The organism is Methylobacterium sp. Leaf91 (genome assembly GCF_001422815.1).
Lineage (GTDB): Bacteria > Pseudomonadota > Alphaproteobacteria > Rhizobiales > Beijerinckiaceae > Methylobacterium.
In genome coordinates, this window is the sequence record NZ_LMMP01000012.1 from 204,806 (window position 1) to 231,421 (window position 26,616).

General features: G+C 63.0%; 24 protein-coding genes, 1 tRNA gene and 2 pseudogenes. 10 read left to right on the forward strand and 17 right to left on the reverse strand.

Features of this window, described 5'->3' with window-relative positions; translation table 11 throughout:
• Positions 1-101: 101 nt before the first annotated feature.
• The gene (locus ASF32_RS11800; protein WP_348271424.1) at positions 102-683 is read left to right on the forward strand and encodes a very short patch repair endonuclease; all 582 of its coding nucleotides are present in this window, start codon (positions 102-104) and stop codon (positions 681-683) included.
• On the opposite strand, the gene ASF32_RS11805 is transcribed toward ASF32_RS11800, so the two are convergent.
• The 12 genes from ASF32_RS11805 to ASF32_RS11865 form a co-directional block, all read right to left on the reverse strand.
• Entirely contained in the window at positions 581-1,342 is a 762-nt protein-coding gene (locus ASF32_RS11805; RefSeq protein WP_056428226.1) for a hypothetical protein, read from the reverse strand. The genes ASF32_RS11800 and ASF32_RS11805 overlap by 103 nt on opposite strands.
• Positions 1,339-4,677 carry a phage tail length tape measure family protein gene (locus ASF32_RS11810; protein WP_056428229.1) on the reverse strand — a complete coding sequence of 1,113 codons (3,339 nt, stop codon included), beginning with the start codon at positions 4,675-4,677 and terminating at the stop codon, positions 1,339-1,341. The genes ASF32_RS11805 and ASF32_RS11810 overlap by 4 nt, the downstream gene beginning before the upstream one ends.
• A gap of 26 nt (positions 4,678-4,703) precedes the next feature.
• Positions 4,704-5,090, reverse strand: coding sequence for a hypothetical protein (locus ASF32_RS11815; protein ID WP_056428233.1), 387 nt, complete (start codon positions 5,088-5,090; stop codon positions 4,704-4,706).
• Between the two features lie 12 nt (positions 5,091-5,102).
• A complete protein-coding gene (locus ASF32_RS11820) occupies positions 5,103-5,432 on the reverse strand; it encodes a hypothetical protein (protein ID WP_056428236.1) in 330 nt (109 codons plus the stop codon).
• A 424-nt stretch (positions 5,433-5,856) separates the two neighbouring features.
• Positions 5,857-6,357: a hypothetical protein gene (locus tag ASF32_RS11825; protein ID WP_156467773.1), complete on the reverse strand. Its 501-nt coding sequence runs from the start codon at positions 6,355-6,357 to the stop codon at positions 5,857-5,859.
• A 111-nt stretch (positions 6,358-6,468) separates the two neighbouring features.
• Entirely contained in the window at positions 6,469-7,524 is a 1,056-nt protein-coding gene (locus tag ASF32_RS11830; RefSeq protein WP_056428242.1) for a hypothetical protein, read from the reverse strand.
• A 26-nt stretch (positions 7,525-7,550) separates the two neighbouring features.
• On the reverse strand, positions 7,551-7,748 hold the full coding sequence (locus ASF32_RS11835) for a hypothetical protein (RefSeq protein WP_056428244.1): 198 nt from the start codon (positions 7,746-7,748) through the stop codon (positions 7,551-7,553).
• 595 nt (positions 7,749-8,343) lie between these two features.
• A complete protein-coding gene (locus ASF32_RS11845; protein WP_244483627.1) occupies positions 8,344-10,548 on the reverse strand; it encodes an AAA family ATPase in 2,205 nt (734 codons plus the stop codon).
• Between the two features lie 79 nt (positions 10,549-10,627).
• Positions 10,628-10,954: a hypothetical protein gene (locus tag ASF32_RS11850; protein ID WP_156467774.1), complete on the reverse strand. Its 327-nt coding sequence runs from the start codon at positions 10,952-10,954 to the stop codon at positions 10,628-10,630.
• A gap of 627 nt (positions 10,955-11,581) precedes the next feature.
• The gene (locus tag ASF32_RS11860; RefSeq protein WP_056428257.1) at positions 11,582-11,917 is read right to left on the reverse strand and encodes a hypothetical protein; all 336 of its coding nucleotides are present in this window, start codon (positions 11,915-11,917) and stop codon (positions 11,582-11,584) included.
• A 598-nt stretch (positions 11,918-12,515) separates the two neighbouring features.
• On the reverse strand, positions 12,516-14,066 hold the full coding sequence (locus ASF32_RS25300) for a hypothetical protein (RefSeq protein ID WP_156467775.1): 1,551 nt from the start codon (positions 14,064-14,066) through the stop codon (positions 12,516-12,518).
• Positions 14,067-14,170: 104 nt separating this feature from the next.
• A complete protein-coding gene (locus ASF32_RS11865; RefSeq protein WP_056428261.1) occupies positions 14,171-15,406 on the reverse strand; it encodes a site-specific integrase in 1,236 nt (411 codons plus the stop codon).
• Positions 15,407-15,539: 133 nt separating this feature from the next.
• Here ASF32_RS11865 and ASF32_RS25305 point away from each other — a divergent pair.
• Positions 15,540-15,619: transfer RNA gene (locus ASF32_RS25305), tRNA-OTHER, on the forward strand.
• Positions 15,620-15,645: 26 nt separating this feature from the next.
• Here the strand turns inward: ASF32_RS25305 and ASF32_RS11870 are convergent.
• Positions 15,646-15,990 (reverse strand): annotated as a pseudogene (locus ASF32_RS11870) (transposase); the annotation flags it as partial.
• A gap of 43 nt (positions 15,991-16,033) precedes the next feature.
• Between ASF32_RS11870 and ASF32_RS26475 the strand changes: the two are divergent.
• Positions 16,034-16,198, forward strand: a pseudogene (locus ASF32_RS26475) (IS5/IS1182 family transposase); the annotation flags it as partial.
• 20 nt (positions 16,199-16,218) lie between these two features.
• Here ASF32_RS26475 and ASF32_RS11875 read toward each other — a convergent pair.
• Complete coding sequence (locus tag ASF32_RS11875; RefSeq protein WP_056428669.1) at positions 16,219-16,479, reverse strand: hypothetical protein; 261 nt, start codon at positions 16,477-16,479, stop codon at positions 16,219-16,221.
• A gap of 350 nt (positions 16,480-16,829) precedes the next feature.
• Here ASF32_RS11875 and ASF32_RS11880 point away from each other — a divergent pair, with 350 nt between their 5' ends.
• The 5 genes from ASF32_RS11880 to ASF32_RS11900 all read left to right on the forward strand — a co-directional run bounded on the left by ASF32_RS11880 (position 16,830) and on the right by ASF32_RS11900 (position 20,156).
• A complete protein-coding gene (locus ASF32_RS11880; RefSeq protein WP_056428264.1) occupies positions 16,830-17,282 on the forward strand; it encodes a BLUF domain-containing protein in 453 nt (150 codons plus the stop codon).
• 222 nt (positions 17,283-17,504) lie between these two features.
• The gene (locus ASF32_RS11885) at positions 17,505-18,395 is read left to right on the forward strand and encodes an alpha/beta hydrolase (RefSeq protein WP_056428674.1); all 891 of its coding nucleotides are present in this window, start codon (positions 17,505-17,507) and stop codon (positions 18,393-18,395) included.
• A gap of 340 nt (positions 18,396-18,735) precedes the next feature.
• On the forward strand, positions 18,736-18,921 hold the full coding sequence (locus tag ASF32_RS11890; protein ID WP_056428268.1) for a hypothetical protein: 186 nt from the start codon (positions 18,736-18,738) through the stop codon (positions 18,919-18,921).
• A gap of 77 nt (positions 18,922-18,998) precedes the next feature.
• Positions 18,999-19,466 (forward strand): hypothetical protein, encoded by a 468-nt coding sequence (locus tag ASF32_RS11895; protein ID WP_056428271.1) that lies wholly within the window; start codon positions 18,999-19,001, stop codon positions 19,464-19,466.
• Positions 19,467-19,586: 120 nt separating this feature from the next.
• Positions 19,587-20,156, forward strand: a complete 570-nt coding sequence (locus ASF32_RS11900; RefSeq protein WP_056428275.1) for a hypothetical protein — start codon at positions 19,587-19,589, stop codon at positions 20,154-20,156.
• A gap of 274 nt (positions 20,157-20,430) precedes the next feature.
• Here the strand turns inward: ASF32_RS11900 and ASF32_RS11905 are convergent, their stop codons facing one another.
• Entirely contained in the window at positions 20,431-21,462 is a 1,032-nt protein-coding gene (locus ASF32_RS11905) for an aldo/keto reductase (RefSeq protein WP_056428278.1), read from the reverse strand.
• A 509-nt stretch (positions 21,463-21,971) separates the two neighbouring features.
• Here ASF32_RS11905 and ASF32_RS11910 point away from each other — a divergent pair.
• Positions 21,972-22,850, forward strand: a complete 879-nt coding sequence (locus ASF32_RS11910; protein WP_056428280.1) for an SMP-30/gluconolactonase/LRE family protein — start codon at positions 21,972-21,974, stop codon at positions 22,848-22,850.
• Positions 22,851-22,925: 75 nt separating this feature from the next.
• Here ASF32_RS11910 and ASF32_RS11915 read toward each other — a convergent pair whose 3' ends face one another.
• Together ASF32_RS11915 and ASF32_RS11920 are read right to left on the reverse strand one after the other, a co-directional pair.
• Positions 22,926-24,218: a HAMP domain-containing sensor histidine kinase gene (locus ASF32_RS11915; RefSeq protein WP_162239901.1), complete on the reverse strand. Its 1,293-nt coding sequence runs from the start codon at positions 24,216-24,218 to the stop codon at positions 22,926-22,928.
• Positions 24,219-24,231: 13 nt separating this feature from the next.
• Positions 24,232-24,885, reverse strand: coding sequence for a response regulator transcription factor (locus ASF32_RS11920; RefSeq protein WP_056428286.1), 654 nt, complete (start codon positions 24,883-24,885; stop codon positions 24,232-24,234).
• Between the two features lie 662 nt (positions 24,886-25,547).
• Between ASF32_RS11920 and ASF32_RS11925 the strand changes: the two genes are divergently transcribed.
• On the forward strand, positions 25,548-26,561 hold the full coding sequence (locus ASF32_RS11925) for an antibiotic biosynthesis monooxygenase (RefSeq protein ID WP_244478035.1): 1,014 nt from the start codon (positions 25,548-25,550) through the stop codon (positions 26,559-26,561).
• Positions 26,562-26,616 lie beyond the last annotated feature (55 nt).

Genomic DNA, 26,616 nt, shown 5'->3' on the forward strand with positions numbered 1-26,616 from the left:
AGGAACGTTAGGAACGCTATGGCATTGCTTCTATCGATAGCAAGGCCGCGGCTCCATCCCCAATCGGCGAAAACAGTGGGAAACGTCAGATGACAGACGTCATGACCCCTGCTCAGCGTAGCCGCTGCATGTCAAAAATCCGATCAAAGGATACTAAGCCCGAGATTCGGATTCGTAAGCTTTTGCACTCACTTGGCTATAGATTCCGCCTTCACCGCCGGGACCTGCCGGGAAAGCCAGATCTTGCCTTTCCGAGCTGCCGGAAGGCCTTATTTGTACATGGGTGCTTCTGGCATCAACATTTCGGTTGTAAAGACGCTTCTGTTCCAAAAAGTCGCTTAGAGTATTGGGCCGAAAAGTTCAGGGGCAACGTCGCGCGAGACTTGCGATCTCAAAAATTACTTTTAGATGCCGGGTGGGAAGTGCTTGTTATTTGGGAATGCGAAACATCAAAGCCTGATGCTTTAACGCAGCGTTTAGTAGCATTTCTTGGACCGAGCGGGCGTGCTGTTGACGCGATTAGCTTGAAGCCTGCAGGCAGACGGCGCGGGTTCGCCGAGGTTTGTGAAAAGCCAAGTTGTCAATCTTCGAACGTTGAGGACGGCGCGGTGCCATATTCGATCGTGAAGGGTGGGTCGCCCGATGGATCGATAGGTCGCCCGATTTCGTCCGGCCAGCGGTAGACAACCCGCGTCTCGGCGCGACCCCGCCGGAGATGAGTGTGCTGAAGGAACCCGCCGACGATGTAGCCAGAACGCGAGCCCGGCCCATGGATCTCGGTTTGCTCAGTGTGGCGCAGGGCCATCATCATTCGGAGCCCCAGGTCGTGGGGATCGACCGGCGCCGACAGGGTATTCAGATCGGCCGGCAACCCGACTTTCGCGAGCGCCTCCGGTGAAGCTTCCGGCTTGACGTAGGAGGAAAGCGGTACGGGCGTGTATGCCTCACAGCGCATCCCTAACATCGCCCCTGACAGAGTGATGATGAGGAACGCCCTCCACGCCTGCGCGCGCTCCGACCACCCTCCGTAGAGGTACATGGCCCAATTCTCGGCCTCGCCGCGCTCCGGAAACGCCGCCATCATCATGGCATGCACTTCCCTCGACCATCCGGGCATCTGGTCGGCCACATCATCGAAGCTCCCCGGCGCATCCGAGCTCATGGCGAGATTGAGCAGAGACAGACCCGAACCGCTGCTTGAGCACGTGATGACGGTGTCGATGTCGGCGCGGATGAGCTGCTTGTCGTGGATCTGGCGGACGGTGCCCATCTCGTCATAGGCGGCACCGTCCGAGAACACGACGATGCCGTCCTCCACCACAAACATGGCGTTGGCGGTCATGCGGCAACTCCGATGAAGAGGGCGGGCTGGCCGGTGCCGCCGCTCGGGAACACGGGGCGCCCCGGCATGTCGCCGACGAAGCCGCCGAGATCGTAGCCTCGGAAGCCTTTCCGAAGCGCCTCGGCGCTGGCAACGCCGCCGACCCTGCGGATATCGTCCTGGCTCCAGACCAGTTCGCCCTTGTGGACGACGCCCGCCGCCTCCAGCCGTCCTCCAGGCCCGGTGTAGCCTCCCTGGTCGAAGCCGAAGAACGACTTCGCGCTGGCGAGCATGGAAGTGATGCCGCCACTGCCTCCGGCGCCACCTCCCCCCGCGAAGAGGGCCGAAATCGACTTGTCCGCCGCCGTCATAAGCAGCTTGTCGGCCCAGCGCCCGGTGAGGTTCGAGATAGACCCGATGATGTCCCGACCCTGGCGCAGGTCGGTGAGCAGGCCGCCAAACGCGTCGGTCGCGATGCCCTTCGTCTCCCGCAAGGTGTCGTTCATGCGGGTGGTTTCGATGACCGCGCGGGCCGCGTCGCTGGTGGTGTCACCGACGACCCGCCGCCCGGCCGCGAACGCCGATTGCTCGCTGGTGGACCGGCCCAACTGCTCACGGTCGAATGTGCTGTCGCCTGCGAACTGGACGAGGCGCTGCTTCTGCGCCGCGCCCGCGGCGTCGTTGGCGAACTGCAGGATGCTGGCCCGAAGCGAATCCGTGACAGGGATACCCCGCGCCATCTGCTGCGAGAGCATTTCGTTCGCGCGGGTGGTGGCCTCGAGCTTCTGGCCGTTGACCCCGTAGAGCTCAGTGTTGGCCTTCAGGTTGTCGGTGGCGAGCTGGACCGCGCGGGCGTTCGCATCGAGGTCCTGGACCCGCTCGGTGAGGCCGGGCGTCTGCCGGGTCACGTCGGCGATGTAGTTGCGGGTCTCCTTCGGGAAGCGGGACGGGTCACGGCCCACGCTATCGACGTTCCCCTGACCCCAGTTGTAATCGGCAAGGGCGAGGGCAACGTCACCGTTTCGAGCCTTCAGACGGTCGCGGAGGAGCCGAGCCGCGCCATTGGCTGCGCTGGTGAAGTCGAGCGGATCCACGCCGTACTGCGTCGCTGTTCCCGGCATGAACTGGAATGGACCGGCCGCGCCGGCAGGGCTGAGCTTCCGACCGTCGATCACCTCCGGCCGGAACCGCGACTCCTGCCGGAACACGGACGCGAGGAGGCTGGCGTCGATACCAGCACTATTCGCGGCCGACGACACGCGGTCCCGGTACTGCTCCGGTATGTCGCGGACGCTGGTGGAGTAGTTGCCGGGCTGAAGCAGCGAGGACTGGCGAAGGGTCTCCAGCTCCTTCTGACGAGCCGCCTCGATGCCAGCTCGGTCGGCCTCCTTGGCGTCGCGGAGGAGCTGGTCGTATTTGTCGTTCGTCGCCGCCACGGCCTGCGCCCCGGGGGCGTAGCCGACGGTCTTCAGGTTGAAGTCGGCCGTCCGGTTGAGCGCGGCAACGGTCCGGCTGCCGAACTTGTCCATGTCCTCGACAAGGTTCTTCACGACCGTGCTCACGTCGCCAAAGGCGCGCCTGGCGGCGTCGATCTGGTCCGTCTTCAGGCCCCAGGCGATCGGATCGGTGATGGCCTTGCGGAGGAGCACGCCCTCGCTGGTGAGCTTCTTCAGCTCCTCCCGCTCCGGGTTGAGGGACCGGACGAGGTTACCGACCGCGAACGAGCGCTGGTTGGCCTGCGTCTGGCCGCCCTCCTTCGTGGCCTTGTCGATCTCGGCCTGAACCTTCGCGATCTGCTCCTTGATGACGCCGGCGTCGTAGTTGAACAGCGGGTCGAGCAGCCCGCCGAGCGCGCCCTTCGAGCCTTCGTTGCGCTTCAGCTGCGCCTGGAGCGTCTTGAGGCGGGTTTCGGCGTCACCGCCTCCGAGGCCCCGGTCGATGAACCGACCGATTCCGTCGATTTCGTTGCTGGTGGTGGTCTTGAAGTCCTGCCACTGCCTGGCGAAGAACCCGAGCTTCTGCGAGGCGCCCGCCACGCTGCCGGAATAGGCGTCGAGGAGCATCTTCTGCGCGCCGAGGCGGTCGCCCTGCGCCTGAAGCCGGCTGATGGCCTGGAGCGCGGTATCATCGAGAAAACCGAGCTGCGCGTTTAACTTCTCGGCGCCGCGCGTCGGGTCAGCAAATGCCTCGGCGAGCGCCGCGCCCGCCTCCGGTATATCCTGACGGGTCGCGTTCGCGTAATCGCGCACGCTGGCCAGCAGGCCGGCATACATCTCCGTGCCGATCTGCCCGGTGCCAGCGAACTGCGCCTGTAGATCGCGGGCGGCGCTGCGCGAGAGGCCCGCAGCGCCGGCCTGCGCATCGGCGATGGCGTTGATCGCGCCGACCGTGGCGCCGGACGCCCGACCAATGCCGGAGGTGGCGATCTCCACCTCGCGCTGCTGAGAGCGGTAGCTGGCAAATGCGGCCGCTCCGGTGATGACCGCCGCCGTGGTGACGCCGATCGCGCCGCCGACGAGGCCGATGCGGGAGACAAAGCTCGAAACCGCCTCGCTCGCCTGCGCCGCCGCGCCCTTGATGCTGGCGCCGCCCGGACCCGCGAAGATCTGAGCGATCTGCGGCCCCTGCTGCATGGCGATCATGCCAAGGCCGGAGCCGCTGCCCAGCTGGGCCACGATATCACCGCCCTGATACATCAGGTTGGTGGCTTCATCCTGGCGCAAACGGCGGTTCTGGTTCGCCGCCGTCTGCGGCGACAGGCCGAGCGCTCCGAGCCGCCGACTGGCCTCGGCATTCCGCATGGCGGCCGTGCGGCCGGCCTCGATCTCTTTCAGGGTGGCGCTGCCAGCCGCCTCGAAATCACGCCAACCGGCGGCGATGGTGCGCGAGGTGGTGACCGGCACAGGATCGGAGGCGGGCGAATACTTCGCGGCGGCGAGAGCGCGAAGGCGGTCGCGCTCGGCGTCGTCATACCGGCCGGCCGCATACCCGGTGTTAATGCCCGTTTCGGTGCGGGCAAGCTTGATCTGGCGGGCATACTCGGCGTCCACCTCCGCCCGCACCCGCTCGGCCACTCGCAGGGATGCCGGGCTGAAGCCGGGAGCGTTCGCCGGCTGGCCGGAGCCGGAGGCGGGGCCGGTCGCGGCCGATGCGCTCGCGGCGGCCTGCGCCGCACGAGCCGCCGCTTGCGCTTCGCGGGTCTTCTGAGAGAGGCGGTCGCTTGCCACCCCGGCCTTGTCCATCGAGGCCGCAACCCCATCGAACGCCTGCCGGCCGGCGCCGCCCGCATCCTCGAATGCCCGCCTTACGTCTGCTCCGCCCTCTACGCCCAGGCGGATCGCGATGTTGTTGGCCATGGTCCGCCTCCTTTATGCGGTTGGGGTCAGGCTGCGGCGTCGACCGACTGGCCGGCGTTCGCGTTGAGGGCTGGGGTGAACACGAGCTGGTCGAAGCGCTCGTAGGCGTCCCAACGGGCCATCAGGGCGTCGACGTTCTCCGGGGTGACCGGCGCTGGGTCGCCGTTCGTGTCGCCGATGCCGGACCAATCGGCGATGACGGCGCGGGCGTACCGGATCACCATCGCGGTCGTGGCGCGCAGGTCGCTGGCTTCGTCCAGCAAGCCCGCATCGCGCTCCTCGATGTACGCCTTGCCGGCGGCCTCTCGGCTGACGAGGATGTGGACGATCGAGCGGGGGCGGATCTGGAGGCGCACACCCTCCATGAGGTCGATCCAGGTGGGTTCGGTCGGAGCCGGGGAGAGGTTGAGCATTTCGAATCCTTGTCAGGGGTGAGAGGGTTTCAGGGAGGGAAGCGAATCGGCGAAAGCCGACCATGCGTCTTCGTCCACGGGCTCGCTGGCCTGATCGGCGAGGACGGGCCAGTCGGGATGGGCAATCCGGGCGTCAACCATCCGCTCGAACTCGGCGCTGCCCGCCGCTGGGATGCCAAGCTGCGCGTCGGCGATGCCCCAAAGGAGAACCGTCACGGCTTGGTCGAGGGCATAGGCGACCTGCATAGATGCGCCGGCCTCGACGGCCACGCGCGCTGCGACGGCGCCGCTCTGGGCCACGAGTTCGGCGGCGACCACCCAGGGGTCGACGTCGGGGATCATATCGGGCTCCGGCTCCGGCGCGGGTTCAAGCGCCTTCGGGGCCGGCTTAACCGCCCTCGCGAGGCGCCCCGCCCGGTTAACTCCTCGGTCCTCGCCTGAGTAAAGTCCGACCGCATTCCGCTTAAGCCAGTTAAGGGCTTCATCGCGGTTTAATTTGCCGTCAGAACGTACAGGCAGACCGGATTTCACGTATTGGGAGACGCGGGCGCGACTAACCCTCATCTCGTCAGCAAGTGAAGCCTTAGTAATGACGGTCACGGCAAATCCGGTTAAGTCGTACTGTTAAGCGAGTTTTGAGGGTTGGCGCTAGGAACATTGGGGGCCCCGACCACCCGTATCGGGTCAGACCCCCCAGGGTCCCCGGCACCTCGGGCGGTCAGTCGGGTGCCGGGTTGGGTCGGGCGGTGGAGGGCCGCGCAAGCCCTCACCGCGGGATCAGCCCGGCACGCTTCAGCTCGCGGGTCATGCTCGATGAAGGGCTGACCCCGAGGACATCGATCTTCCCCGCGCTTCCGTCCGACGCGGCGAGGCCGACGCGCTTCAGCTCACGCTCCATGCTGGCTCGAGAGGCGGCGACGCTGCCGTCCTGCAAGGTCACTGAAGCGCTCGGCCGGGCGGGCGTTGCCGGAGGGGGCGTCGGGCTGAGCGGCGTAGGGCTGGGGCGCGGGGGCGGAACGACACTGGCCACCGCCGGCAGTCCGCTAGGTTCGGCGAAGCTTGATGCGGGTGCGCCGAGGGCCGCCCGGGTATCGAAGTTCTGAACGGCTGCCGTGATGGTGCGAATAGCTGTCGCGCGGTCGTCGCTGTGGCCATCCCGCTGCTCAGTTAGCAAGTGCCCCAAGACGGCAACGGCATCGTTGCGGTCCTGTTCGCCATGAAACGGCTGACGGGCTCGGTTGAGTTGATCCTGGCTGTAGCCGGGCATGGCATCATCCTGCTGCTTGAAGGGGGGCGGCGCCCGCGGCACGGATCAGATCCGGGCCAACACCGCGGGCGCCTCATCAAGGGAGGGTCAGTCTCCCTCGACGATTGGCGATCAGGCGGCAACGTCGTGCTCGGCGAGCCAAGCGTTGCGGGCCTTTTCGGTCTCACCCTTCACCCAATCGGACAGCACGAACCCGATGAAGGGGAACTGCGAGACCGGGATGCCCTGACTGCCCCGTGCCCGGCTCGCCTCGCGCAGCTGGCGCCAGTTGTACGGCTCGGTCTCGGAAGCGACGCCCTGCGCGATGGCGAGGCGCGCCACCGGCTCGGGGAGACTGGCGTGGGAGACTTCCACAATGTCGGGCACGCTGTCCGCCCGCCGCTTCCAGCTAAAGCGCGTCAGCGCATAGATGCGGATTTCGCCGGGGTGCACCTCGAAGTTGGGCTCGGGTTCGACGTAAGCACGCAGGTCTGTAGTGGCCTCTCCGCTGCGGATGCGCTCGGCCAGTTCGCGCATGGGGGCGACAAGGAGCGGGACGGCCGGGGCGTCGCCATCCGTGATTTCGATGGGTTTCGGGCTAACCCATCCGAACCCCATGTTCTTGCCCGCCTCTGAGACCTCGATCGTCGGGATGGTGGTGGCGAGCATGTGCCCCGTGATGTAGGCAGCGATGGTTTCGGGAGCTTCGCCGTCTCGTGGGCCGTGCATGTCACGCTTGCCGAACAACGGAGCCGCCACGGGGCTGATCGCGGACGCCAGGGCGGCATTGGCCTTAGCGAGATCGTCCACGACCTTTCGGACCTTCGCGGCCGCCGATTCAATGGCGTGGCTGTCGCGCTCCAGGCGGTCGGCCGCTGACTTGCGCTCGTCGGCCTGCCGCGCTTCCTCGATCCGCGCTTCCGCCTCGGCGATGAGTCGATCCACCTCCGACAGCGCATCGGCGATCCCGGCGGCTGCGCTTTCGGCTTCGCGGCAACGGCGTTCAGCATCGGCGATGCCGGCCGCGTCGACGCCAGCGATGAGCAGCGCGCGACGCTCGGCCATCGCCTTTTCGGTGTCCGCCGCCAGGGTGACCTGCCGTGCCTGTAGGTTCTCGCGGGTACGGATCAAGCCGGCGAGATCGTTATCGGGCGTTCCAGTGCTGGGCTGGGGCTTGGCTCTGGCCATGATGGAAATCTCCTCTGCGAAACGGATCAGGCTGCCTGCTGAGCGGACGCGGCTTCCTGAGAGGGCAGGCCGAAACCGTCACGCTTCAGCTTCTCGGCCAGGGCCTGCCGCACGTAGGCGGAGGGAGAGATGAACACGCGGGATGCAGCGGCACTGATGAGGCTTGGCATCTCGCTGGGGATACGGGCCGCGATGCGGACCTCGTAGGCTGTACGGTTGGACATGGCGCCTCGCGAAACCGTCAATTGTCGAATTGAAGTTGCACGAATGTACATGCAGGTGCAGCGCCAGATCAATATTTGCTAAAATTGGCGGATCATTCCGCGTTGTTGATTCAAGCGCATATTAATTTCTACTGAATCCAAGGCGGCCGCGGGTAAGGACGAGAAACGTCGAAAAACCGAGTTAAGGGTTTGAGGGGTTTGTTTCACCTCCTTCTCGTGAGCTTTCATTCGATCACTAGGAGCGCAAAAGAATAGTTAGTCCGGGCCCCGCGGTTTCCCGCTCCCCTAATCGGGGGAGCTCAAGTTTTCCACTACGGCGAAGTCGGCGTTGATGAGGAATCCGTTGTCGTGGTCCGGGCGCCATATCCGGATGGTGTGCTCGGTGCGGTTCGCCCGCACCTTCGCTTCCGCCTTGGTGGGTCCCTCGCGCCGATTAAAGAGAACGAGGCTGCACGATCCCGAGGGGGACATGCGGGACAAAAGGGACATTGTCCCCTCATGTCCCTGGTGTCCCGTGTAGGGGGACATGAGGGACACGGGGACACGACCACTAGGGAGTGTCCCCCGTGTCCCTGTCCCCTGGGGAGATTCTTGATCATGCTTGCTCACCCACGAGCCAGACGTGCGGCACCGCCATCACGTCGCGAGTGGCGATCAGTCCGTTCTCGACGCCCTGGAGCAGCGCACGCTTGAAAGCCTTCTTCCTGGCGTCTGCACGCTGGGCCTCGGTGTCCCCCTCGGTCGGATACGCGGCATAGAACTCCTGCCTGACGTCCTCTTGGCGCGCCGCCAGAACCTCCGGCCCCTCACCTCCAAATGGGCGGACTCGGCTCCCAGCCACCGCAAGCGCATTGAGAATCGCGCTACGCAGGACCTTCAGTGATCTAGTCCAAGGGTCTTTGGCCTTGGAAGCCATGGGCTCCGCAATGCGATCGGCCTCCCAGTTAACCACGCAGGTCGTGACGGGGTCGCCCCAGCGATCCTCGCCGATCTGCACCACTTCTAGCGAATAAGGCGTCTCCTGGCCCGTCCGGGCCCCGCGAACCTTGCGGACCGCCATTCGCATGTTGCTGGTGTTGCCGGCCTCGTCACGGCTGGCCAGGGCCGCGAGCACCGTGTCCGCTGCTGCCTCCTTGGCGCTAGATCCGCGCGTCCCGGTCTCCACGGCCTTGCCGAAATGGTCGACCCCGAGCACAAAGGCTCCAGTGTGATGACTCAAGCGCTCCAGCGCGTTCATCACCTTTTGCGTTTCGGCCGCACTGTTCTCGTCGTCGAAGCCCGCACCGGCCGCAACCGTATCTACGATGATGAGGGCGAGCGGCAGATCATAACGCTCGTGCAGCTCGCGCACAGCGGCGTCGGCCGTCAGCATAAGCAAGTCCGCAGCGTCGCGATCGACCAAGCGCGGGCATTCCTCGATCCATGCGAATGGCATGTCGTCGGGATCGATCGGGCGTTCGCCCGACGCAGCCTGTGAAATGGCCGTACCTGCGACCTTCCCCGATACGAGGCCCTTCAGACGGATGGGGATCTCGAAGGCACCTTCCGGCGCGATGAACAGGACGCCGCCCCGGCGCATCACGTTCCGGCCGGCGAAAGGCTCGCCGGTCATCACGCAGCCCGAGAGGTCCAGGGCGATGAAAGTCTTGGCGGACCCCCACTGGCCGGACAGCAGACCCTTGCCCACCTCGGCGATGAGATCGCGCACCAACCAGGGCCGATCGGCATCCAGATTGGCGTCCCGGTGCCAGCGCAATGGAATCGGCTTACGCGCATCCTTCTCGCCACGCGGAGCGCTGCCGTCGCCGTTCTGTTGAGAGCCCCTGCCGTTGCCCGGCCTCGATCGTTCGCGCGGCGCCTCGGCCTTGTCCCAGCACCGCTCGATCTCACCGCGCAGGCGGCCTTCGTATTTCTCCGCCACGCCGTTCGGATGAGCTGACAGAAGGCCCTCAATGCGATCGACGCTCCAGCCGTAATCCTTCAGCCAGCACACGGCATGATGGAACGCCGCGCTACGATCGGCCCCGGCCGCCGGACCGAACCGCACGAGCTCGTCAAGCTCACGTGGAAGATCGCGCTCGGCGTCGTAGCTTCGCGAGCGTGCCTGGGCTGCGGCGCGCTCGCTGAAGCTCTCGCGGCGTGCGTCCTGTTCGGCCTCTCGTCGGGCTTCCTTCTCGGCGCGCTTCGCCTCGTCGAGCTCCGCGACCGTCTCGTCTATCACGGCATCGAGCTGGGCCAGGGTGGCCGGCGTGTCCGGAACAACATCTCCGGTTACGGTGATGAACCGCTCCGCGTCTCGAAACGTCTCCACCGCGCCTTCGGCCGTCATCGGCACACGCTGGCGGCGATGAACCTTGCTGCCCTCGGCAAAACCAAGGATCCTGATGCCTTCGCCCGAGGGCGTCACCTCGGCATAGCTCTTGGCCCGGGCCAAGAGCTTTAGCGCCCACGGCGCGATCTCCTGCGTCTCCCGATCCCGGCAGTGATCGAGATCGAATGCCCCGACTTTTCCGCCGTGCAGGGCGTAGCCGATACCGTCGGCGCGCCCGGCGGCAACGGCCGCCGCTGCGGTCGAATGATCGGCCCAGGTTCGCGAGTCGGTGCTGGATCCCTTCACGCTCGGAGCGTCGGCGCGATATGGGACCTTCGTCGGCTTCCCCTTGTCGTTGAGCTCCCACTTCCACACCAGCCAGCGCCGCTCGGCGACGAGAGGGGTGAGGGCGGTCGGCAGAGCACCGGACGCGCCTGGCGCAAACTCACTTTGAGATGTGGATGACGCCTCATGAAGGCCTGCCGTCATACCGCGTCACCGTCGCCTGAAGGCCTGCCTGACAGGCGGATCGCCTGAAGCAATGCAGTGAGGTCGTCGCTGTCTTCTGTCACCGGCACCCCGGCGTGTCGTGGATTGCCCGCTCCAGCGCTTCGGCCAGCCGGCGGCCGTCTGGTCCGCATGCCTCTACGTAGAGGCGACAGGACGTGGCTTCTGACAGATCCACGTCCGCATTGGCGAAGGCCTGATAGACGGCGCGGATACGATAGCCGGGGGCGACCTGCCGGACGGCGGTGAACCAGCGTGCGCCCGGGAATAACGGCTCGAACGTCTGGCCGGCGTCACGGCTGACCTGCATCTCGATCGCGGCCATATGCCGGACCCGGTAGGATCGATCGCGGCGCCGGGCGAAGTAGCGGCGATCGCCCTCAATCACGGCATCGAACTCCGGCGGCAGCGAAGGGCGGACCTCCTGTGCCGCCCGCCTTTTACAAGGTGAGATACGCCGCGCTTTCATCGGGCGCTCTGATCGGAGGTCGAGCGGCGCGTCCCGGTCATACGGCCGCTGACCCAGGCGTCGAGATCGGCTCGGGAGTAGAAGATGGATCGACCGAACCTGTCGAAGCTCGGGCCGCCGCCGAGGCACCGCATTTTTGCGAGCGTGGCGATCGCCACCGGCGTGCCGTGGACTTGGGCCAAGTAGTCGGATGCTTCAACCGGGTTAAACCGTGGCTTTCGGAACCTCGGGTTGAGGCAAAGCTCCGCCGCGCCCTGCAGAGAGGGCATTGCAATCTCAGTCATGACGATCCCTAGAACGGTTTGATCGGAGGAAGTACGAAGTAAATCGATCCTGACCCATCGCCGAAGTAGGCGGCTAGGTGGATAGCCCGCTTGGCGCGATCATACTCTTTCGTGGCGTGCAAGGGGCATCGTGGGCGATAGTTTCCACGACACGAGCCGGCATTTTCCGTCACCACATGGCTAAGATCGCTGCGGCTACCGCCGTCGGGTGGAAGAAGGGGTGAGTGCCAATCCTTCTTCCACCTCTATAGCTGCGAGTTGCTTAGACGGTGGATTGCACCGGCAGTTCGAGCCACTCGTAATAGGCGCTTAGAAGTGCATCTACATCTTCGCGTGCGCGACCAATTAGGTGCTCGACGGCTTGAAACTGGTCATCTGTGACGACCAGCAGGTGATAGTTGCCGCTGAGGCCCAGGGCGGCCTTCTTCGCCTCGGGCAGGAACTGTGGCCCGCAGGCCCAAGCGTCGACAAACAACATCTCGGCTGCGATGATGGAGGTGCGCGCGAGGTTCATCCGTTCCTCAATGGCGAGAAACGCCGAAGCCAGTGTGTGGTCATCTTGACGGAAGAGACCTGCGGTGCGGAGGGGACGCTTCATGTGGCGCCCCCTTCGAGCCGATGGTCGAGGTCCCGGAGGGCGCGTTGTTCGTCATCGTGGGTCGCCTGCCAGAGGTCGATGGTACTTGCCCCGCGAGCTGTGCGGATGGCGAGGGTGACGGGACCCGGAGTGTGCCGGGGCCCTATGGATAATAAGGATCGCCGCGATTGTTGCGTCCCTAATAAGCCCAGGCGCTCACGGGGCGTGGCAGGTAATAAGGTCGGCGTGGTATGGATGGGATTAGCCATGGGACGTCCTCACTCGACGTTGCTGGTCAGGGCGCGAGAGGAAGTTGCAACCTTCCCCTCGGCCCGCTTTTCGTACTACGTTTAGTGGATGCTGATGTCAATTGACGTAGTTCAAAAAAGACGCGGTCGGCCCGCTACTGGCCAGGACCCGGTGTCGGCGATTCGACTATCGGTCGATCTGCGTGCTCAGATTGACGCATGGGCGGCTGGGCAGCCAGACAAGCCGACGCGCTCAGAAGCCATCCGCAGGCTCGTTGAAGAAGCGCTGAAGGGCAAGAAGTCGTGCTAGCCATGAGTAGTAAGGAGTGAGATAGCTGGCCCTCGTTGTATCCATGAGCCCCAAAAAAGTTTTAAGGCGACTTCTGTGTTGGGGAGGTAGCATGGTCTAACGGGCTTGCTTTTGATCCAGCAGCCCGCTCGGCTGTTATCCAGTCGAGAAAATTTTTCGTTTTATCGGGCGGGGATGGCGTTAAAACATATTCGTCGAGTTTCAGGGTAAAACTAATCAAAAGCTGGCGTGCTAATTTCTCGACTTCGGTACGCCCGAGCGGTAAGTCTTCCGTAAGAGTTGACCAAGTTCCATGCAGGATCCGCGATCGAGATGTAACGACATCTTTAACGAAATCCTTTACTTTGACGGAGGATCCCGCGGAAATGATATCATTGGGTTTCAGGCCAAAGACTCCTTCTAAGGCCTGCAATATCCGATTTGTCGATTCAAGGGGATTGCCGGCACCAAAGAGGTTTTCAATAGACGTTTCGAGCTTGGCGATTGCTACCGTTGCGAGGGGCTCGGCCAAAGCTTCGTGAAACCAGTAAGCAGCATTGCACCAAGCTAGTTCTAGTTGAGGGCATTCTGTCGAGCTCAATAGTAGTGTGTTAATACGCCTGCCTGCGGATTCAAAAAATGGTCGTGCGCTAGAAGTTAGATTGTTAAATGCCTCCCCTCGCAGCAACTTCCCGGACTCATAATTAGAGAATGTCGGTGATACTTCGCCGTTTTGACGAGTCAGGGCAACAACGAACGGAGGCAGGGATCTCCCAGTAATTCTCGCTGATTTATCGATCAATTCTTGGGGGGTTGCTAACTGAAGAGTTGCGAGCGCAACATCAACAATAATACCGGCGGTTTCCGATGATCGAACAGGTTCAACGTCTATGATTTCAATTGATGCTACCCACGTCGCTGCTCGTTGTCCCATGGTTTCGAGAAAACGACTTACAAATATATCGGGCATTGCTGGATTGACGCCGAAGGCGACGAAGTCGAACGACGCGATGTGCTGAAATATTACGGGGCCGACCTCTACACTGTTCGCCATGTCGGGTATGATAGAGCAAGGAATTAAGTGTAACCGCCTGATAGAGTTGGCAGAAAACCATGCTGCGATGTTGTCAGAGATAACAGTAAGATCAGCATTTTGAGCAGGCCGCGACTCTATACGTCTTTTAATCGCGACTAATTCTTCGAAAACTTTCCTTACGAAAACCGAGAAATCCGTCCCGCGTACATACTTAACATTAGCGCTTCGCAATAAACCGGCAAAATTTATAAGTTCTTGTGCGGCCTCTTGGCGTAAGCCGTAATACTCACCAGTTTGCATGACTCCAATAAAAAAGACAAATTTTTGGGCTCTTATCCAAGTACTTGTGTCCTCTCCTTCTTCAAAAGTGCTGATTTCTGGATGCTGTTCCACGGAAATCAGAGCAATTAGTTGCCGGAGTTCTTGCAGAAGTGCCATCCGGAATTCTCTCGATGCTTTCGGCGTTCGTGCGTCCGCACTCTCCTCTAAAGCCTCACGCAGTTCAATTCCATGGTTTTTCACGATCAGACTAGAGATTTTGATCGGACGCGCAAAGCGGTCAGCGTGATCTTGCAAAACCGAATTTTGATACGTCATTATAATTGTCTAGCTGCAAACAAGCGACAAAGATTACAGATTAGCAATAATATTTGCGTATATAGGCTGATTAAGATAAGCGGCTAAGTCTTATCAAATAGAATTTATCCCGCTTCTAACGAAAGACTTATGTATAAACTTGATCTGTTCGCCGCGTTCAAGAGCACGACGTCCAAATGATGAATGTATCGCGAGGTGACGCCAGTACCAGCGTGGCCGATCATGGACCCTATGGTGGAATCGCTGTAGCCGAGATCAGCGGCCGTAGAGGCAAAGGAATGGCGGAGCGTGTGGGCGCTGACGCCTGCCAAGCCGGCGCGGTCCATGATTCGCTCAAGGGCGTCCGGAAGGCTTACGAAGGGTCCGCTGCCGCGGGTCGCTGGAAGCACGTAAGGCGAGTCCGTGGTGTGAGGCAGAGCCGCCAAGAGGGCTGTCACAGCACAACCGATAGGCCGGACCGATGCGCCTTCCTTCGTGTCCTCGAGCCGAAGGCATGAGCCAGCAGCGTCTACCTCTGACCAACGCAGCTTGACGATCTCGCCCAGCCTGCACCCAGTGAGCGCCAAGAGCCGGACGCCTGCCACGGCCTGCCAGCGCTCGGCCTCCTCAGCCTCGGCGGCCTTCAGGGCTTGCCCAAGAGCACCGTACTCCTCGGCGTTCAGCCGGCGTGTGCGCTTCAGGTCCGCCGGCCGCTTCACGCCCGTCGCGGGGTTGAGGTGGATGATGCCTTCACTGACGGCATATGTCAGGATCCCGCCGAGAAGCCCCACGGTACGAGCGGCTGTGCCTGGTCCGCCTTCGACCACCGCCTTGCCGCGGAAGCCCGTCTTGACCACGGCAGCGGTCTTTCCCGTCTGGACGTCCCTGACGAACCGCTGAACATCTGAGACGGTCAGATCCTTGACCAGGCGTGATCCGAGCAAGGGGCGAATGTGTCGTTCGATACGGCCGCGGTCGACATAGAGGGTAGACGCCTTTTTGGGCTGCCTACCCTTGCCCATAATCAGCCCTTTATCGGTCGCAGCGAGATAGGCATCGCAGAGCTCGGCCACGGTCATCGCGCTACGCCGTGCCTTTCTCTCCTCCGCAGGGTCCTCCCCTCTGGCCACGCGACCGAGGAGCGACTTCGCTTCCCGGCGAGCTTCGTCAGCTGTCAGCACCCCATGCAAGCCGATCGTCACGCGCCTGCTTCGTCCGCTCGATCGATACTGGACGAGGTAGCTGCGGCGCCCTGAAGCGAAAACGCGGAGCCCGAAACCGGGGAGCTCGTCGCACCAGATGAAGTAGTCCCTTCCCAGGGGCTCGGCGGCGTCGACGACCCTCTTCGTGATCCGTGCCATACGATCCTCACTGCCTCCGCGGAAGCGCTGCGGAAGCACGTGGCGGAAAACTCACGCCATTTCAGATCGTCGCTGGATAACTCGGCCCGTGAAATTCGCAATATCTGTCAAAGCTTTAGCAATGACGGGGAAAGTCGGGCAATCACGGGGAAACCCATGACATCAATCCTCCGAAGGCAAAGGTCACACGTTCGAATCGTGTCGGGTGCGCCAATTTTTCGACGAATTAGGATTTGGACTCATAACCAATAGCTGATGGTTGCAGCGATGCAGACAGCTTTGAGTGAGTGGGCTGCAGACCCGTCGTATGGCGTGGCGCTGCGACGGAAGTCCTTGATGCGGCCGAACATGCGCTCGACGGCGTTGCAGCCTTGGTAGAGGACCGGCGAGAAGCAGGGCTTCCAGCGCCGGTTGGACTTTGGCGGGATGTTGGGGGCGGCTCCTGTCGCTTCGATCTGCCGGCGAATGGCATCGCTGTCGTAGCCTTTGTCGGCGAGCAGGATCCGGCACCGGGGCGAGCGCTCGAGGAGCAAGGCTCCTGCCTTGCGGTCCGCGACTTGTCCGCCCGTCAGCAGGAAGGCAAGCGAGCAGCGCTGAGCCACTCGGTTCAGGTGGCCAAGTCAAGATCTGCTTTGCAGGCGGGCGGTGGAACGCTCCTGCGCCGGAGGCACGCGCTTCCGCCGAATCGTCAAGGATGACGAATGGTATTCCAGCGCGCTCGCAGATCTCCACATCGCAGCCTTCGTCTGTCTTCTACTCGAACAGGCTGTTCAACGCGCAGACAGTCGATAACGGACGAGATTCGATACGTATCAGATCTGTCCGGGCTGGCAGCCATAGGGTGGCACCGAGCGCGGGAAGCGTTCTTTGATGCGCTCGCAGCCCCACGACCGCAGCGACTCTGGCAGGCGGCGATTCACTTCGATGCCAACCTCGTCGTAGGGCGTTAGTCCGGCCGTGACGTAGCTGTACCAGCGCCAGCCCAGGGTGCCGACGCCTGCGAGCAGGATTGCGAAGGCCACCGTCGCGGCCAGCCCCAAGCGTGACTGCGCAGGTCTCGTCTTATCTACCATGCAGACCATGTCCTCGATGTTCGTGCGATCCTGACAACGCTCTGCTCCCTCGCGGGGAAGAGCCCGTTGCGACCGACAGGATGATGGGGGCTCCCTTACAACACCCATTCAACGGATGGCCATGCTGCCGCTCTGTGAAAGACGGACGATCGGCTTGGCAACAACGTCAACGCCTCTCAGCATCCGCCCGGATGCCTAGCCTTTTTGATGTAAAAGGTATGTATTAACCCAAAGAATTTTCTCCGCCTCATGGGCCAAACCAGCCGCTCTTTTCTACGTTGTCTGTCCGCACGGCACGAGGGGAGCTCGTTTGATCGTGCCATGCTAAACGTGATGGACAAAAATCCGCAATGATACATCAGCTTGTTTACTATAGCCGAAACGTTGTTGCCGGCAACGATCGCTCCATGCTTATGAATTTGCGTGACATCGTCTCGGCCTCACAACGCAACAACAGCCGTGATGGGATTACCGGTTTTCTCATATTCGATAAAACCTGGTTCATTCAGGTTCTTGAGGGCGACCAAGCGCAGGTGAGTAGCACCTATACGCGCATCGCCCGCGATCCGCGCCATACAAGTGCTACCATTCTGGATGCACGGAACGTTCAGGGCCGTTCCTTTCCCAACTGGACCATGGGTGGCGCCATGCGAACCCCAGAAGTTGAAGAAATTTACTTGCAGCATGGCATCGGAAGCTTCATCGACCCGACGCGCCTGACAAGCGGCAAGGTCATCGCCCTCGCCCTCGATCTTCAGGCTTTCGATGCCGCGAAACGTCAGACTCAGCGGCTCGCGAGTTGAAGTCTGCGCGACCAGTCCGGGTACGGCATTTGACGCGGTTCGACCGCAGACATAGCAACGCGTCCACAAGGCTGCGTGCCCGCACTCGACTGGCCTCAAGTCCCGGTGCATGACCCAAAGCCCGGCCCTCTGAAACGATCTCGCGAGCGCTCGCGTCTCGCGGGGCCGGTTCTCTTCGGCGTCGAGTTCGAGGGCGGATGCGGCAGAAACGGGAATATGGGCGTGTCCCTGCGGTGGATCGGTACAACGGCTGGCGGCATCCTGGCCCGCTTGGCCATGGTCGCCGCCCTACCGTGGCGGCGTGCCGGCAAGGCTCGCCACGCAGGTTTGGGACGGCTCGCGGCGAGGCGAACCCGTGTCGACGGCCGGATCATCCATGCCAGGGTCTCCGTCGATTCCGTGCCGGATGATCGCCTGCCCGTGATCCTGGTCCATGGGCTGGGAATGTCCAGCCGATACATGGTCCCGCTCGCGAGGCATCTTGGCCCTCACCTGAAGGTCTACGCCCCCGACCTGCCCGGCTTCGGCTTGAGCGACAAGCCCCGGCACGTGCTCACCGTTCGCAAACTCGCCGATGCGCTGGCCGCCTGGATGCAGGCCCTCGACCTGAAGCGCGCGGCTTTTATCGGCAACTCGCTCGGCTGCGAGATACTGGTCGAACTGGCGATCGTTCACCCCCACCTCGTCGACCGCCTGGTTCTGCAGGGGCCCACGCCAGACCCGGAGGCAAGGAGCCTCTTCCGGCAGGTTGCGGGGTTCCTGGCCATCGCGCCGTTCGAGCGCTGGTCGCTGGCCTGGGTGGCGCTGAGCGATTATGCGCGGGGCGGGATCAACCGATACATCCTGACCTTGCACAGCATGATCGGCAACCGCATCGGAGAGAAGGCGCTCCGCATCATGCAGCCCACGCTCGTGGTCTGGGGCGCCCGTGACTACATCGTCCCCTACGCGTTCGTCACGATCCTCGCCGAAAGCCTGCCGCACGGACGCCTTGCCGTCATTCCCGGTGCGGCCCACGGGATCAACTACTCCCACCCCGAGGCATTCACTGCCGTGCTGCTCCCTTTCCTCCTTGCCGAAGGCGACAGGTCTGCCGCGCAGAACCAGTCCTAGAGCGCTCACCGCCGAAGTGGATGCCGGTTCGGCGAAAAAGAGCGCGGCAAAACAAAGGCCTAGAGTTGCACCCGACCCAACGTGGTCGGGTGCAACTCCAGGCGGCCGGCACAGGCTGACATTCGGCCAGCGAGCGCCGTTATCGTTGCTCTCGCCGGTCACGACATAGTTTGGCAGGAGTCCGTCTCGGACCGGAGGCGATGACGGGCGCGCCGAGGGATCGGTTGTCGAAACATTCGCCGAAGAACGGGCTCTTCATAGGATACCGCGCCAATACGCCGTCCGGCACGGATGCCGACTCCTTCACGACTCCTCAACCACACGGCGCCAGGATCGGGTTATGCTGCACCTCTCGCCTCCACGCCGTCTGACCTTCCTTCTCTCGCTGGTGCTGATCGGCCTCGCCGTCGCCAGCATCTATTTGCGCCTTCCGACCATTGGTCCCACTGTGGTCAAGTACCGGACCTGGTTCTTCGTCGGTGCGTATGTCCTGCTGGCTTTCGGTGTCGTCTCGAAAAGCCTCTGACCGGTCGCAGACGAAGATCGTACGTCCCTGTTCTTCCTCCAGATCAACGATACACGATTTCTGAGGCCATACTGTCCATGCCAACGGTGTTCCTGGATTGCGATGGCGTGCTGGCCGATTTCGATGCCGGCGCGAAGCAAGCCTTCGGGATGGCACCGGCGGAATTCGAGCGGCGTTTTGGCCTGAAGCGTTTCTGGGGCGAGCTTGCCTCGCTCAACAACTTCTTCGGTGAGCTACCGTTGATGCCGGATGCCATGGAACTGTATGAGGCGGTTCGCCACCTCGAGCCCATCATCCTCACGGGTCTTCCGCGGGGAAACTGGGCTGAGCCACAGAAACGCCTCTGGGCGGCCCGGTATTTCCCCTGTGTCGAGGTGATCACGACGAGTGCCGCGCTGAAACGAGAACATTGCCGTCCTGGCGACGCCCTCGTGGATGACCGGGAGAAATACCGGCCCCTTTGGGAGCAGGCTGGAGGCGTCTTCATCCATCATCGCACTGCGGATGCATCGATCCGGCGGTTGCGCCAACATGCATTCATCTAAGATAAAACGGCTTGTGCTTGTATCTCACTGGACAAGCATCATCTGTTCCTCATATGCTAAGCATTCGCTGCCGACGCGTCTTGCGTCCTTGAGCGTGTCGATCTCAGGATTATCTCATACATGAAGCGCCGTAGCGCGCGACCTTTCACGGTCGAAATCAAGCACACCCGTACGTCCCGCGCCTCGCTCCCCGACGCCCCAGCACGTTCCCGCGTCGGCGACGACCTGTGGGGGGACCTGCAGGCAGCTGTGGCCGACAAGCCGGCCGATATGCAGCCCCTGCGCCTCGCTCATCCCGAGCCTGCACCGTCAGTGGCGCCCGCCGAGCCGCCCGCTCGGCGTGTCCTGCCGAGTCTCGTGCCGATGTTTGCCATGCCCGATGAGCCGGACGCTCCCGAGGTCGTCAAAGCGCCGGAAGAGGAGCGACTGCCACGCGTGCAACGCGTGAAGCCACCGACCAAACGTAAGCAGAAGGTCGTGGCGCAGGTCGACTCGGCACTTTCGTTTGCCGATGCGGACGACGAGCCCGACGATACACCGGTTGTCGCGAGCCCCGACTCGATACAGCCATCCGGTGGCGTCAGTGGGCCTGCTTTGGCTCAAGCGCGGACCGCACGGCGCGCTCAGCAGGCAGCGGCTCTACGGCCGGGCGAGCGTTGGAAGCGGCGGCTGCCACGTGCACTTTGGTAATCCAACGCAACGGCTTCCTGCCTTGCTCGAGATGTAGCCTCCATTGTTCGATGGTTTGAAGCCTGCCCGCGCGGCCGCGTGGTGGCCGTCCGCGGGCCCTCAAGTCAGCCCGACCGATGAGCCCGCATGATCTCCGAGTTGGTCGGCAACGACGCATAAGGCCGTTTTCCAGTCGAGACGGGCGGAATGCGACACCACGCAGGCCGCGCTGCCAAGCGAGAGCAGGTGCACGCGTAACGAACGCACTGCTCAAGACGATAGACGAAGAGCCGTTTTACCAAGTCGTCGGCTTGGGGTTGCGCTCGTCGAACCCCTTCTGGTGCCAATAGGGATAGATCGGCGTCTCTTGGCTCGCCGCATCGAGGCGGGCCACCTGCTCGGGCGTCAGCGTCCAGTCGAGAACGGCAAGGTTCTGCTTGAGCTGCTCCTCGGTGCGGGCGCCAACGACGATGTTGCATACGGTGGGCCGGGTCAGCAGCCAGTTCAAGGCGACCTGCGCCACCGTCCTGCCGGTCTCCGCCGCCACAACATCCAGGGCATCGACCACGCCAAAGAGGTACTCGTCTGACACCGGCGGCCCGCCCTCGGCGCCGCCCGCGGCGATGCGGCCGCTCTGGTTCGGCTGCCCACGGCGAATTTTGCCGGTCAGACGGCCCCAGCCGAGCGGACTCCAAACCATCAGGCCCACGCCCTGGTCGATGCCGAGCGGCATCAGCTCCCACTCGTAATGCCGCCCGATCAGGGAATAGTAGCCCTGATAGGCCACGTAGCGCGCGAGCCCATAGCGCTCGGATGTGGCGAGCGCCTTCATCAGGTGCCAGCCGGAAAAGTTCGAGGCGCCGATATAGCCGATCTTGCCCGAGCGGGTGAGATCGTCGAGCGCCCGAAGCGTCTCCTCCACGGGGGTGAGTGCGTCGAATCCGTGCATGAAGTAGACGTCGATATGCTCGGTACCGAGCCGCTTCAGGCTGGCCTCGCAGGCACGGACCAGATGATGGCGCGAGGAGCCGACCTGGTTCAGGTCGTCATTGAAGCGGAAAGTCGCCTTGGTGGAGATCAACGCGCGTTCGCGCTTGCCCTTCAGAGCCTGGCCCAGGATCTCCTCCGAGGCACCTCCCGAGTAGATGTCGGCCGTGTCGAAGAAATTGACACCGGAATCCAGGCAAAGGTCCACCATGCGGGTCGCCTCAGCGACATCGGTCTGGCCCCAGCGCTGAAAGAATTCGTTTGTCCCGCCGAACGTGCCCGTGCCGAAGCTGAGCACCGGTACGGTAAGGCCGGAGCGGCCAAGCTGCCTGTATTCCATCGAATCCTCTCAGCAACCCATCGCGCGGTATGTGATGCGCCTGCCGATCTAACGCGACGGGAGGCCTCGGTTTCCGTCGCGCGGGCATCGCTTCCGCGCGCCTCCTGGCTCTCGGCATGCAGGCCGCTTGCGTATCCTCGCAGCACTGACGCTTGTATCGACCCGAGTGTTGCATCACGCACCTTGTACAGTGATCGCAACGGATATCGACGACCTTCAGAATAGCCTGCGAAGACCTGTTGAACCATCGATGCCGGTCTCGCAGGCGTATGCGCAGATCGAGCTGTGCCCCGCTGCATCTTTCGTGGCCCCGATCCTGGATGCTGAGGGGGCTCATCGTTCCCACACGAAACCCGAAGATTCCACATTGGAGGCTCCGACTTCGGAAAGCCCCGACTTGGGAAAGCCCCGACTTGGGGATGCTTCGACCCGGGGGATACTCTCGGGGGATATTTCGGCATGACAGGCATGCCGGTCGCCGCGAGCGGCTGCCCCAAGGAAGGACGAGCATGGACACGATGACGATCCTCGACGCGCACCGCTGCCATCTCGGCGAGGGCCCCTGCTACGATCCGCGAACCGGCACGGCATGGTGGGTCGACATTCTGGAGCGGCAGCTGTTCGAGAGGTCGCTCGCGGACGGCACCGCGCGCCTGCACGATCTGCCTTTCATGGCGAGCGCCGTCGCCGCGGTGGACGAAACCCGTCATCTCCTCGCCGCCGAGTACGGGCTTTACCTGCGCGGGCTGAGTGACGGGAAGCTCACGCTGCTCTGTCCGCTGGAGGTGGAGGATGCAGGCACCCGCTCCAACGACGGCCGTGTGCATCCCTGCGGCGCTCTGTGGATCAGCACCATGGGCCGCGATGCCGAGCCGGGGCGTGGCGCGATCTACCATGTCGCCGGTACCCGGGTGACGCGCCTCTACGGGTCGCTCACCATCCCGAACGCCATCTGCTTCTCGCCCGATGGCGCGACCGGCTATTTCGCCGACACCGATGCGGGTCTGCTGAAGCGCGTCAGCCTCGACCCCAACACCGGCCTGCCGACGGGCGAGCCGTCGACGCTCTACGATCATCGCGGCGGGGATGGCGGCCTCGATGGCGCTGCGGTCGATGCCGAGGGCCGCATCTGGTGCGCCCGCTGGGGGGCATCCTGCATCGATGCCTACAGCCCGGAGGGCGAGCGCGTGCGGACGATTCCCCTGCCGGTGACCCGCCCCTCATGCCCCACATTCGCCGGGCCAGATCTCGATCGCCTGCTGATCACCAGCGCCTATGAGGGCATGAGCCAGGAGGAACGCGACGCCGATCCCGAGCACGGGCGCACCCTCCTGGTGGCCGCCGGAATACGTGGCCTGCTGGAGCCTGCCTTCCGGCTCGCTCCGTAAGTCGGTCGTTTCCCACTATATGCGACAGCCACTTGGCGCAGGGGTCGGAGACAGGCGCTGTGGGAACGCCGATGCTCATTCTTTGCCGGCGGACAGCGTTACCACGAAGACCGCGCCCTCATTCGTCCCGGGTTCACAACGCACCGTCGCGCCCATGCGCTCGGACAGCGTCGCGACGATGAACAACCCCATGCCCGTGCTCGGCGGTCCATCGGATCGCGTCCCCACGGACTGATGGAACTTCTTGAACAGGAGATCGTGACGGGCAGGATCGATACCCGGTCCGCGATCCTGAACCCGGATCGATACGTTTCCGCTCTCCTGTGCGGCGCTGACCGTCAGGATGCCCCCCGTCGGACTGTAGCGGACGCCGTTGCCGAGAAGATTGTCGAGAATCTGTGCCAGGGCTCCTGCGTCGAGCGTGGCGACCAACGGGCGATCCGGCAGATCCACGTCGATCCGGACGTCGGCGGATTGGGCGAGCGGCTTGGTCCGGCCTGCGGCGGCCAGCACATGCCCTCGCACATCCTCGTCGGTGAGGCGCGTGAGCGGCCGGTGCTCGGCGGCGTGCGCATCGAGCAGCCGGGTCGCGAGAGCGAGCATCGCGTCGATGCTCGCTCTCGCCTGCTGCAAGACGACGAGCGGCAATTCCGGCTCCCGCGTTGCGCGCCGGACGGCGAGATCGAACAGGTTGCGCAGCCCGTAGAGGGGACTGCGCAGGTCATGGGCGGTGATCGCCATCAGGGTGTCGAGTTCGCCGTTCCTCTCCATCAGCCGGTCATTCTGCAGGCGGATGGTGCGCTTCTGCTCGTAATCGCTGCGACGTCCGGCATGGATCAGCGCTGCGGCGACGACGGCGATGACCGAGACGATCGCGGCATTGACGATGGCGATGACCTGCTCGGCGGGAAACGTCGCCGTGCCGAGCACGATCCAACAATAGGTGAGCAGCAGCGGGATCAAGGTCAGCCCGAAGGTGAGCGGCGGCAGCACGAACAGCAAGGTCAGAGACAGGAGCATCATGGGGTATCCGCTCGTCAGCCGCCCCTTGGCGCCCATCGCGGCGATCGCCCATTGAGTATCGAGCAATGTCAGAACCAGGAAGATTACGACGAAGACGCGCGGGAGCCACGTTCCACCGCCGCGTCGCAGCGTCAGCGAGGCGAGCAGGAAGCAAAGCGCCAGCACGATCTCAACGGCGATCTGAACGGTCCTGAGTCCGGTGGCGAACTCGATCGACTTGGTGAACAGCCCCAGCATGCAGGCGATCTCGACCCGTCGAATATTGACGAGGGTCAGCATGTCTCCGAAGCTCATGCCGGCCTGCTCGGCGGGGGACACGTCCCAGCGTGCCAGCCAACTCTTCATGATGGCCTGCCTTTCATGACGGATCGAGACGCCCCGCGAGGTGATCCGCCGCATAGCGTTCGAGCATTCTCACGCTGTCCAGCCCGAGCTTGACCTTCAGGCGCTCCCGATAGGTACCGACGGTCTTCACGCTCAACCCGAGTTCCTTCGCCAGAGATTGCAGCGTCGCACCGCTGCCGATCAGCCGGAGAACCTGAAGCTCGCGACCTGATAGGGCGCCGATATCCGTCCGACGGTCGCATCGACGCGCGAGATCACCGATCAGCAGCTGTTGCACCGGCTCGCTCAGATGGATCGCACCCGCCACCACGCGGTCGAGGGCCACGGCGACGGTTTCGAGCGGTTCGGATTTCGCCACGTAGCCATGCGCGCCGGCATAGATCACAAGAGGCCCCCAGACCGTTTCGTCGCGGCTGGAATAGACGATGATCCTGGCCGCCGGCAGGATGGCGCGCAGATCCTCGATCAAGGCGATGCCGTCACCGTCCCCCATGATGAGATCGGTAACGATGATGTCGGGCTGCACTCGTTCGGCCTCGATACGGGCCGTCCGGGCCGAGTTGGCCTCTCCGCTCACGTCAAAGCGGTCATTGCCCTGGAGCAACAGCTTCAGGCCGGCCAGCACGATCGGGTGGTCGTCGACGATCAGCAACCGAAACAAGGACATGTCTACCCCGAGCGAAGCGGCCAACCAGGGTATGATTCCTCATTGTTACGCCCCCCTGTAGGTCACCGACCTACACGAGATCAACGTCATGCGACCATGATCCGTCCAAGACGCCACGTACGCTTCTGAATGACCCTCAGGCGAATCCGTTTCGCGCGGGCGGCCAAGGCCCGTGAGCCATAAGCCATACGGTCTCACAGACCCGTACACGCCGCCGGATAGAGCCCTCGCCCGCCGGCCCGGGCAACCGGACAGCCTTGGTCCGCACGACGCCCGACGCTCGACGCCCCGAGTCTGCCATCGGAGACTGTGTCGCCCACCCGGCGTGAGCGACCTGGAGCATTTGGACGAAGGCGCACCAGCGCCGACGCTTCACGGCTTCACGCCGCACCACCCTCGTTCAGGTACCCTCCCCATGCCGCCCCACGCCGCAAAAACAATTCAGTAACCTTCAATCAAAGCAATCAGCTTCGTTTGACTTGAACTTTCCCCAAAGATTGAAATGTTTACAATAAGCTCATGATTTTCGTTCATCTCTGTATTTAAATTCCATTCGCTGCTCAAGAATCGAGCATGGAAGTGAATTTCTGTAGGTCAATGACCTACAGGGCTACCGAACCAGTCATGTATTTGGGCGATATGGGATTCGCAGGATGAGTTCGGTGGCGTACAACCAAGATGTTATCGAAAAACCGAATGCAAGTGACGGTCTAGACTTACGGCAGGATGCGTCGCGCGCAATCAAAACCGGGACGACGAAGGCCGTCGCGACGAAACTCACTGTGCGGCCCGGCATGGAGGCTCGCTTCGCAACGTGGCAGGCCGAGTTTACCCGGGCCGTCTCGGCATCCCATGACTTCGTCAGCCTCGAGATCATCCCGGCTTTCGCCGGCTCGGCCGAATGGCAGATCATCCAACGGTTCCGCTCGCCCGAAGCGCTGACCCGATGGGTCGAGGACGAGGCGCGCGCTACGCTCCTGGCAAGCCTCACAGCCTTGGAAAGCGACGGCAAGGGACCACACGCCGATGAGGCGGCGCCGGATTATCACTCCACGACGACTGTCACGGAGGTCATCACGACGGTTGTGAAGCCGGGGCAGGAAGAGGCGTTTCGGCGTTGGGCCGAACGTATTCAGCAGGGACAGGCCCGCTTTCCAGGATATATGGGTACCCTCGTCCAGGCGCCCCTGTCGCCGGAAGTCCCGTACTGGACAACGCTGGTTCGCTTCGAAAGCCCGGCCTTCCTCGATGCCTGGCTGCAATCCCCGGAAAGACAGGCGATCCTGGCCGAAGCGACGCCCCAGGTATCGACCTGGCGGAGCCACAGGATGAGCAACCCGTTCGCCGGGTGGTTCGCCAATGAGCAACGTCTCGCGCCGCCACCCGCCTGGAAGCAGACCTGCCTCGTCCTGCTCGTTCTGTTTCCCGTCGTCATGCTGGAAATCCGCTTCCTCAGCCCCTTGCTGAACGGATTGCCGCTGACCGTTTCCACCTTCATCGGCAATGCCATCAGCGTCTCGCTCGTTTCATGGCCGCTAATGGCGGTGGCGATTTTCGGCCTGGGCTGGTGGCTGAAACCGGATACGCACAAGCGCTGGCGCAAGGAGTTGCTGGGCGTGACGATTCTGGTCGCACTCTACGGGCTCGAAATGTTCTTCTTCTCCCACCTGTTTTAATCATTCGTCATCGTTCGTCACAGCATAAGCTGACCACTCAACCGAGGAAGACTGG

Coding starts and splice junctions, on each gene's coding strand:
- ASF32_RS11800 (WP_348271424.1), top strand. CDS start 102: ATGACCCCTGCTCAGCGTAGCCGCTGCATGTCAAAAATCCGATCAAAG.
- ASF32_RS11805 (WP_056428226.1), bottom strand. CDS start 1,342: ATGACCGCCAACGCCATGTTTGTGGTGGAGGACGGCATCGTCGTGTTC.
- ASF32_RS11810 (WP_056428229.1), bottom strand. CDS start 4,677: ATGGCCAACAACATCGCGATCCGCCTGGGCGTAGAGGGCGGAGCAGAC.
- ASF32_RS11815 (WP_056428233.1), bottom strand. CDS start 5,090: ATGCTCAACCTCTCCCCGGCTCCGACCGAACCCACCTGGATCGACCTC.
- ASF32_RS11820 (WP_056428236.1), bottom strand. CDS start 5,432: ATGATCCCCGACGTCGACCCCTGGGTGGTCGCCGCCGAACTCGTGGCC.
- ASF32_RS11825 (WP_156467773.1), bottom strand. CDS start 6,357: ATGCCCGGCTACAGCCAGGATCAACTCAACCGAGCCCGTCAGCCGTTT.
- ASF32_RS11830 (WP_056428242.1), bottom strand. CDS start 7,524: ATGGCCAGAGCCAAGCCCCAGCCCAGCACTGGAACGCCCGATAACGAT.
- ASF32_RS11835 (WP_056428244.1), bottom strand. CDS start 7,748: ATGTCCAACCGTACAGCCTACGAGGTCCGCATCGCGGCCCGTATCCCC.
- ASF32_RS11845 (WP_244483627.1), bottom strand. CDS start 10,548: ATGACGGCAGGCCTTCATGAGGCGTCATCCACATCTCAAAGTGAGTTT.
- ASF32_RS11860 (WP_056428257.1), bottom strand. CDS start 11,917: ATGAAGCGTCCCCTCCGCACCGCAGGTCTCTTCCGTCAAGATGACCAC.
- ASF32_RS25300 (WP_156467775.1), bottom strand. CDS start 14,066: ATGACGTATCAAAATTCGGTTTTGCAAGATCACGCTGACCGCTTTGCG.
- ASF32_RS11865 (WP_056428261.1), bottom strand. CDS start 15,406: ATGGCACGGATCACGAAGAGGGTCGTCGACGCCGCCGAGCCCCTGGGA.
- ASF32_RS11875 (WP_056428669.1), bottom strand. CDS start 16,479: ATGGTAGATAAGACGAGACCTGCGCAGTCACGCTTGGGGCTGGCCGCG.
- ASF32_RS11880 (WP_056428264.1), top strand. CDS start 16,830: ATGATACATCAGCTTGTTTACTATAGCCGAAACGTTGTTGCCGGCAAC.
- ASF32_RS11890 (WP_056428268.1), top strand. CDS start 18,736: ATGCTGCACCTCTCGCCTCCACGCCGTCTGACCTTCCTTCTCTCGCTG.
- ASF32_RS11895 (WP_056428271.1), top strand. CDS start 18,999: ATGCCAACGGTGTTCCTGGATTGCGATGGCGTGCTGGCCGATTTCGAT.
- ASF32_RS11900 (WP_056428275.1), top strand. CDS start 19,587: ATGAAGCGCCGTAGCGCGCGACCTTTCACGGTCGAAATCAAGCACACC.
- ASF32_RS11905 (WP_056428278.1), bottom strand. CDS start 21,462: ATGGAATACAGGCAGCTTGGCCGCTCCGGCCTTACCGTACCGGTGCTC.
- ASF32_RS11910 (WP_056428280.1), top strand. CDS start 21,972: ATGGACACGATGACGATCCTCGACGCGCACCGCTGCCATCTCGGCGAG.
- ASF32_RS11915 (WP_162239901.1), bottom strand. CDS start 24,218: ATGAAGAGTTGGCTGGCACGCTGGGACGTGTCCCCCGCCGAGCAGGCC.
- ASF32_RS11920 (WP_056428286.1), bottom strand. CDS start 24,885: ATGTCCTTGTTTCGGTTGCTGATCGTCGACGACCACCCGATCGTGCTG.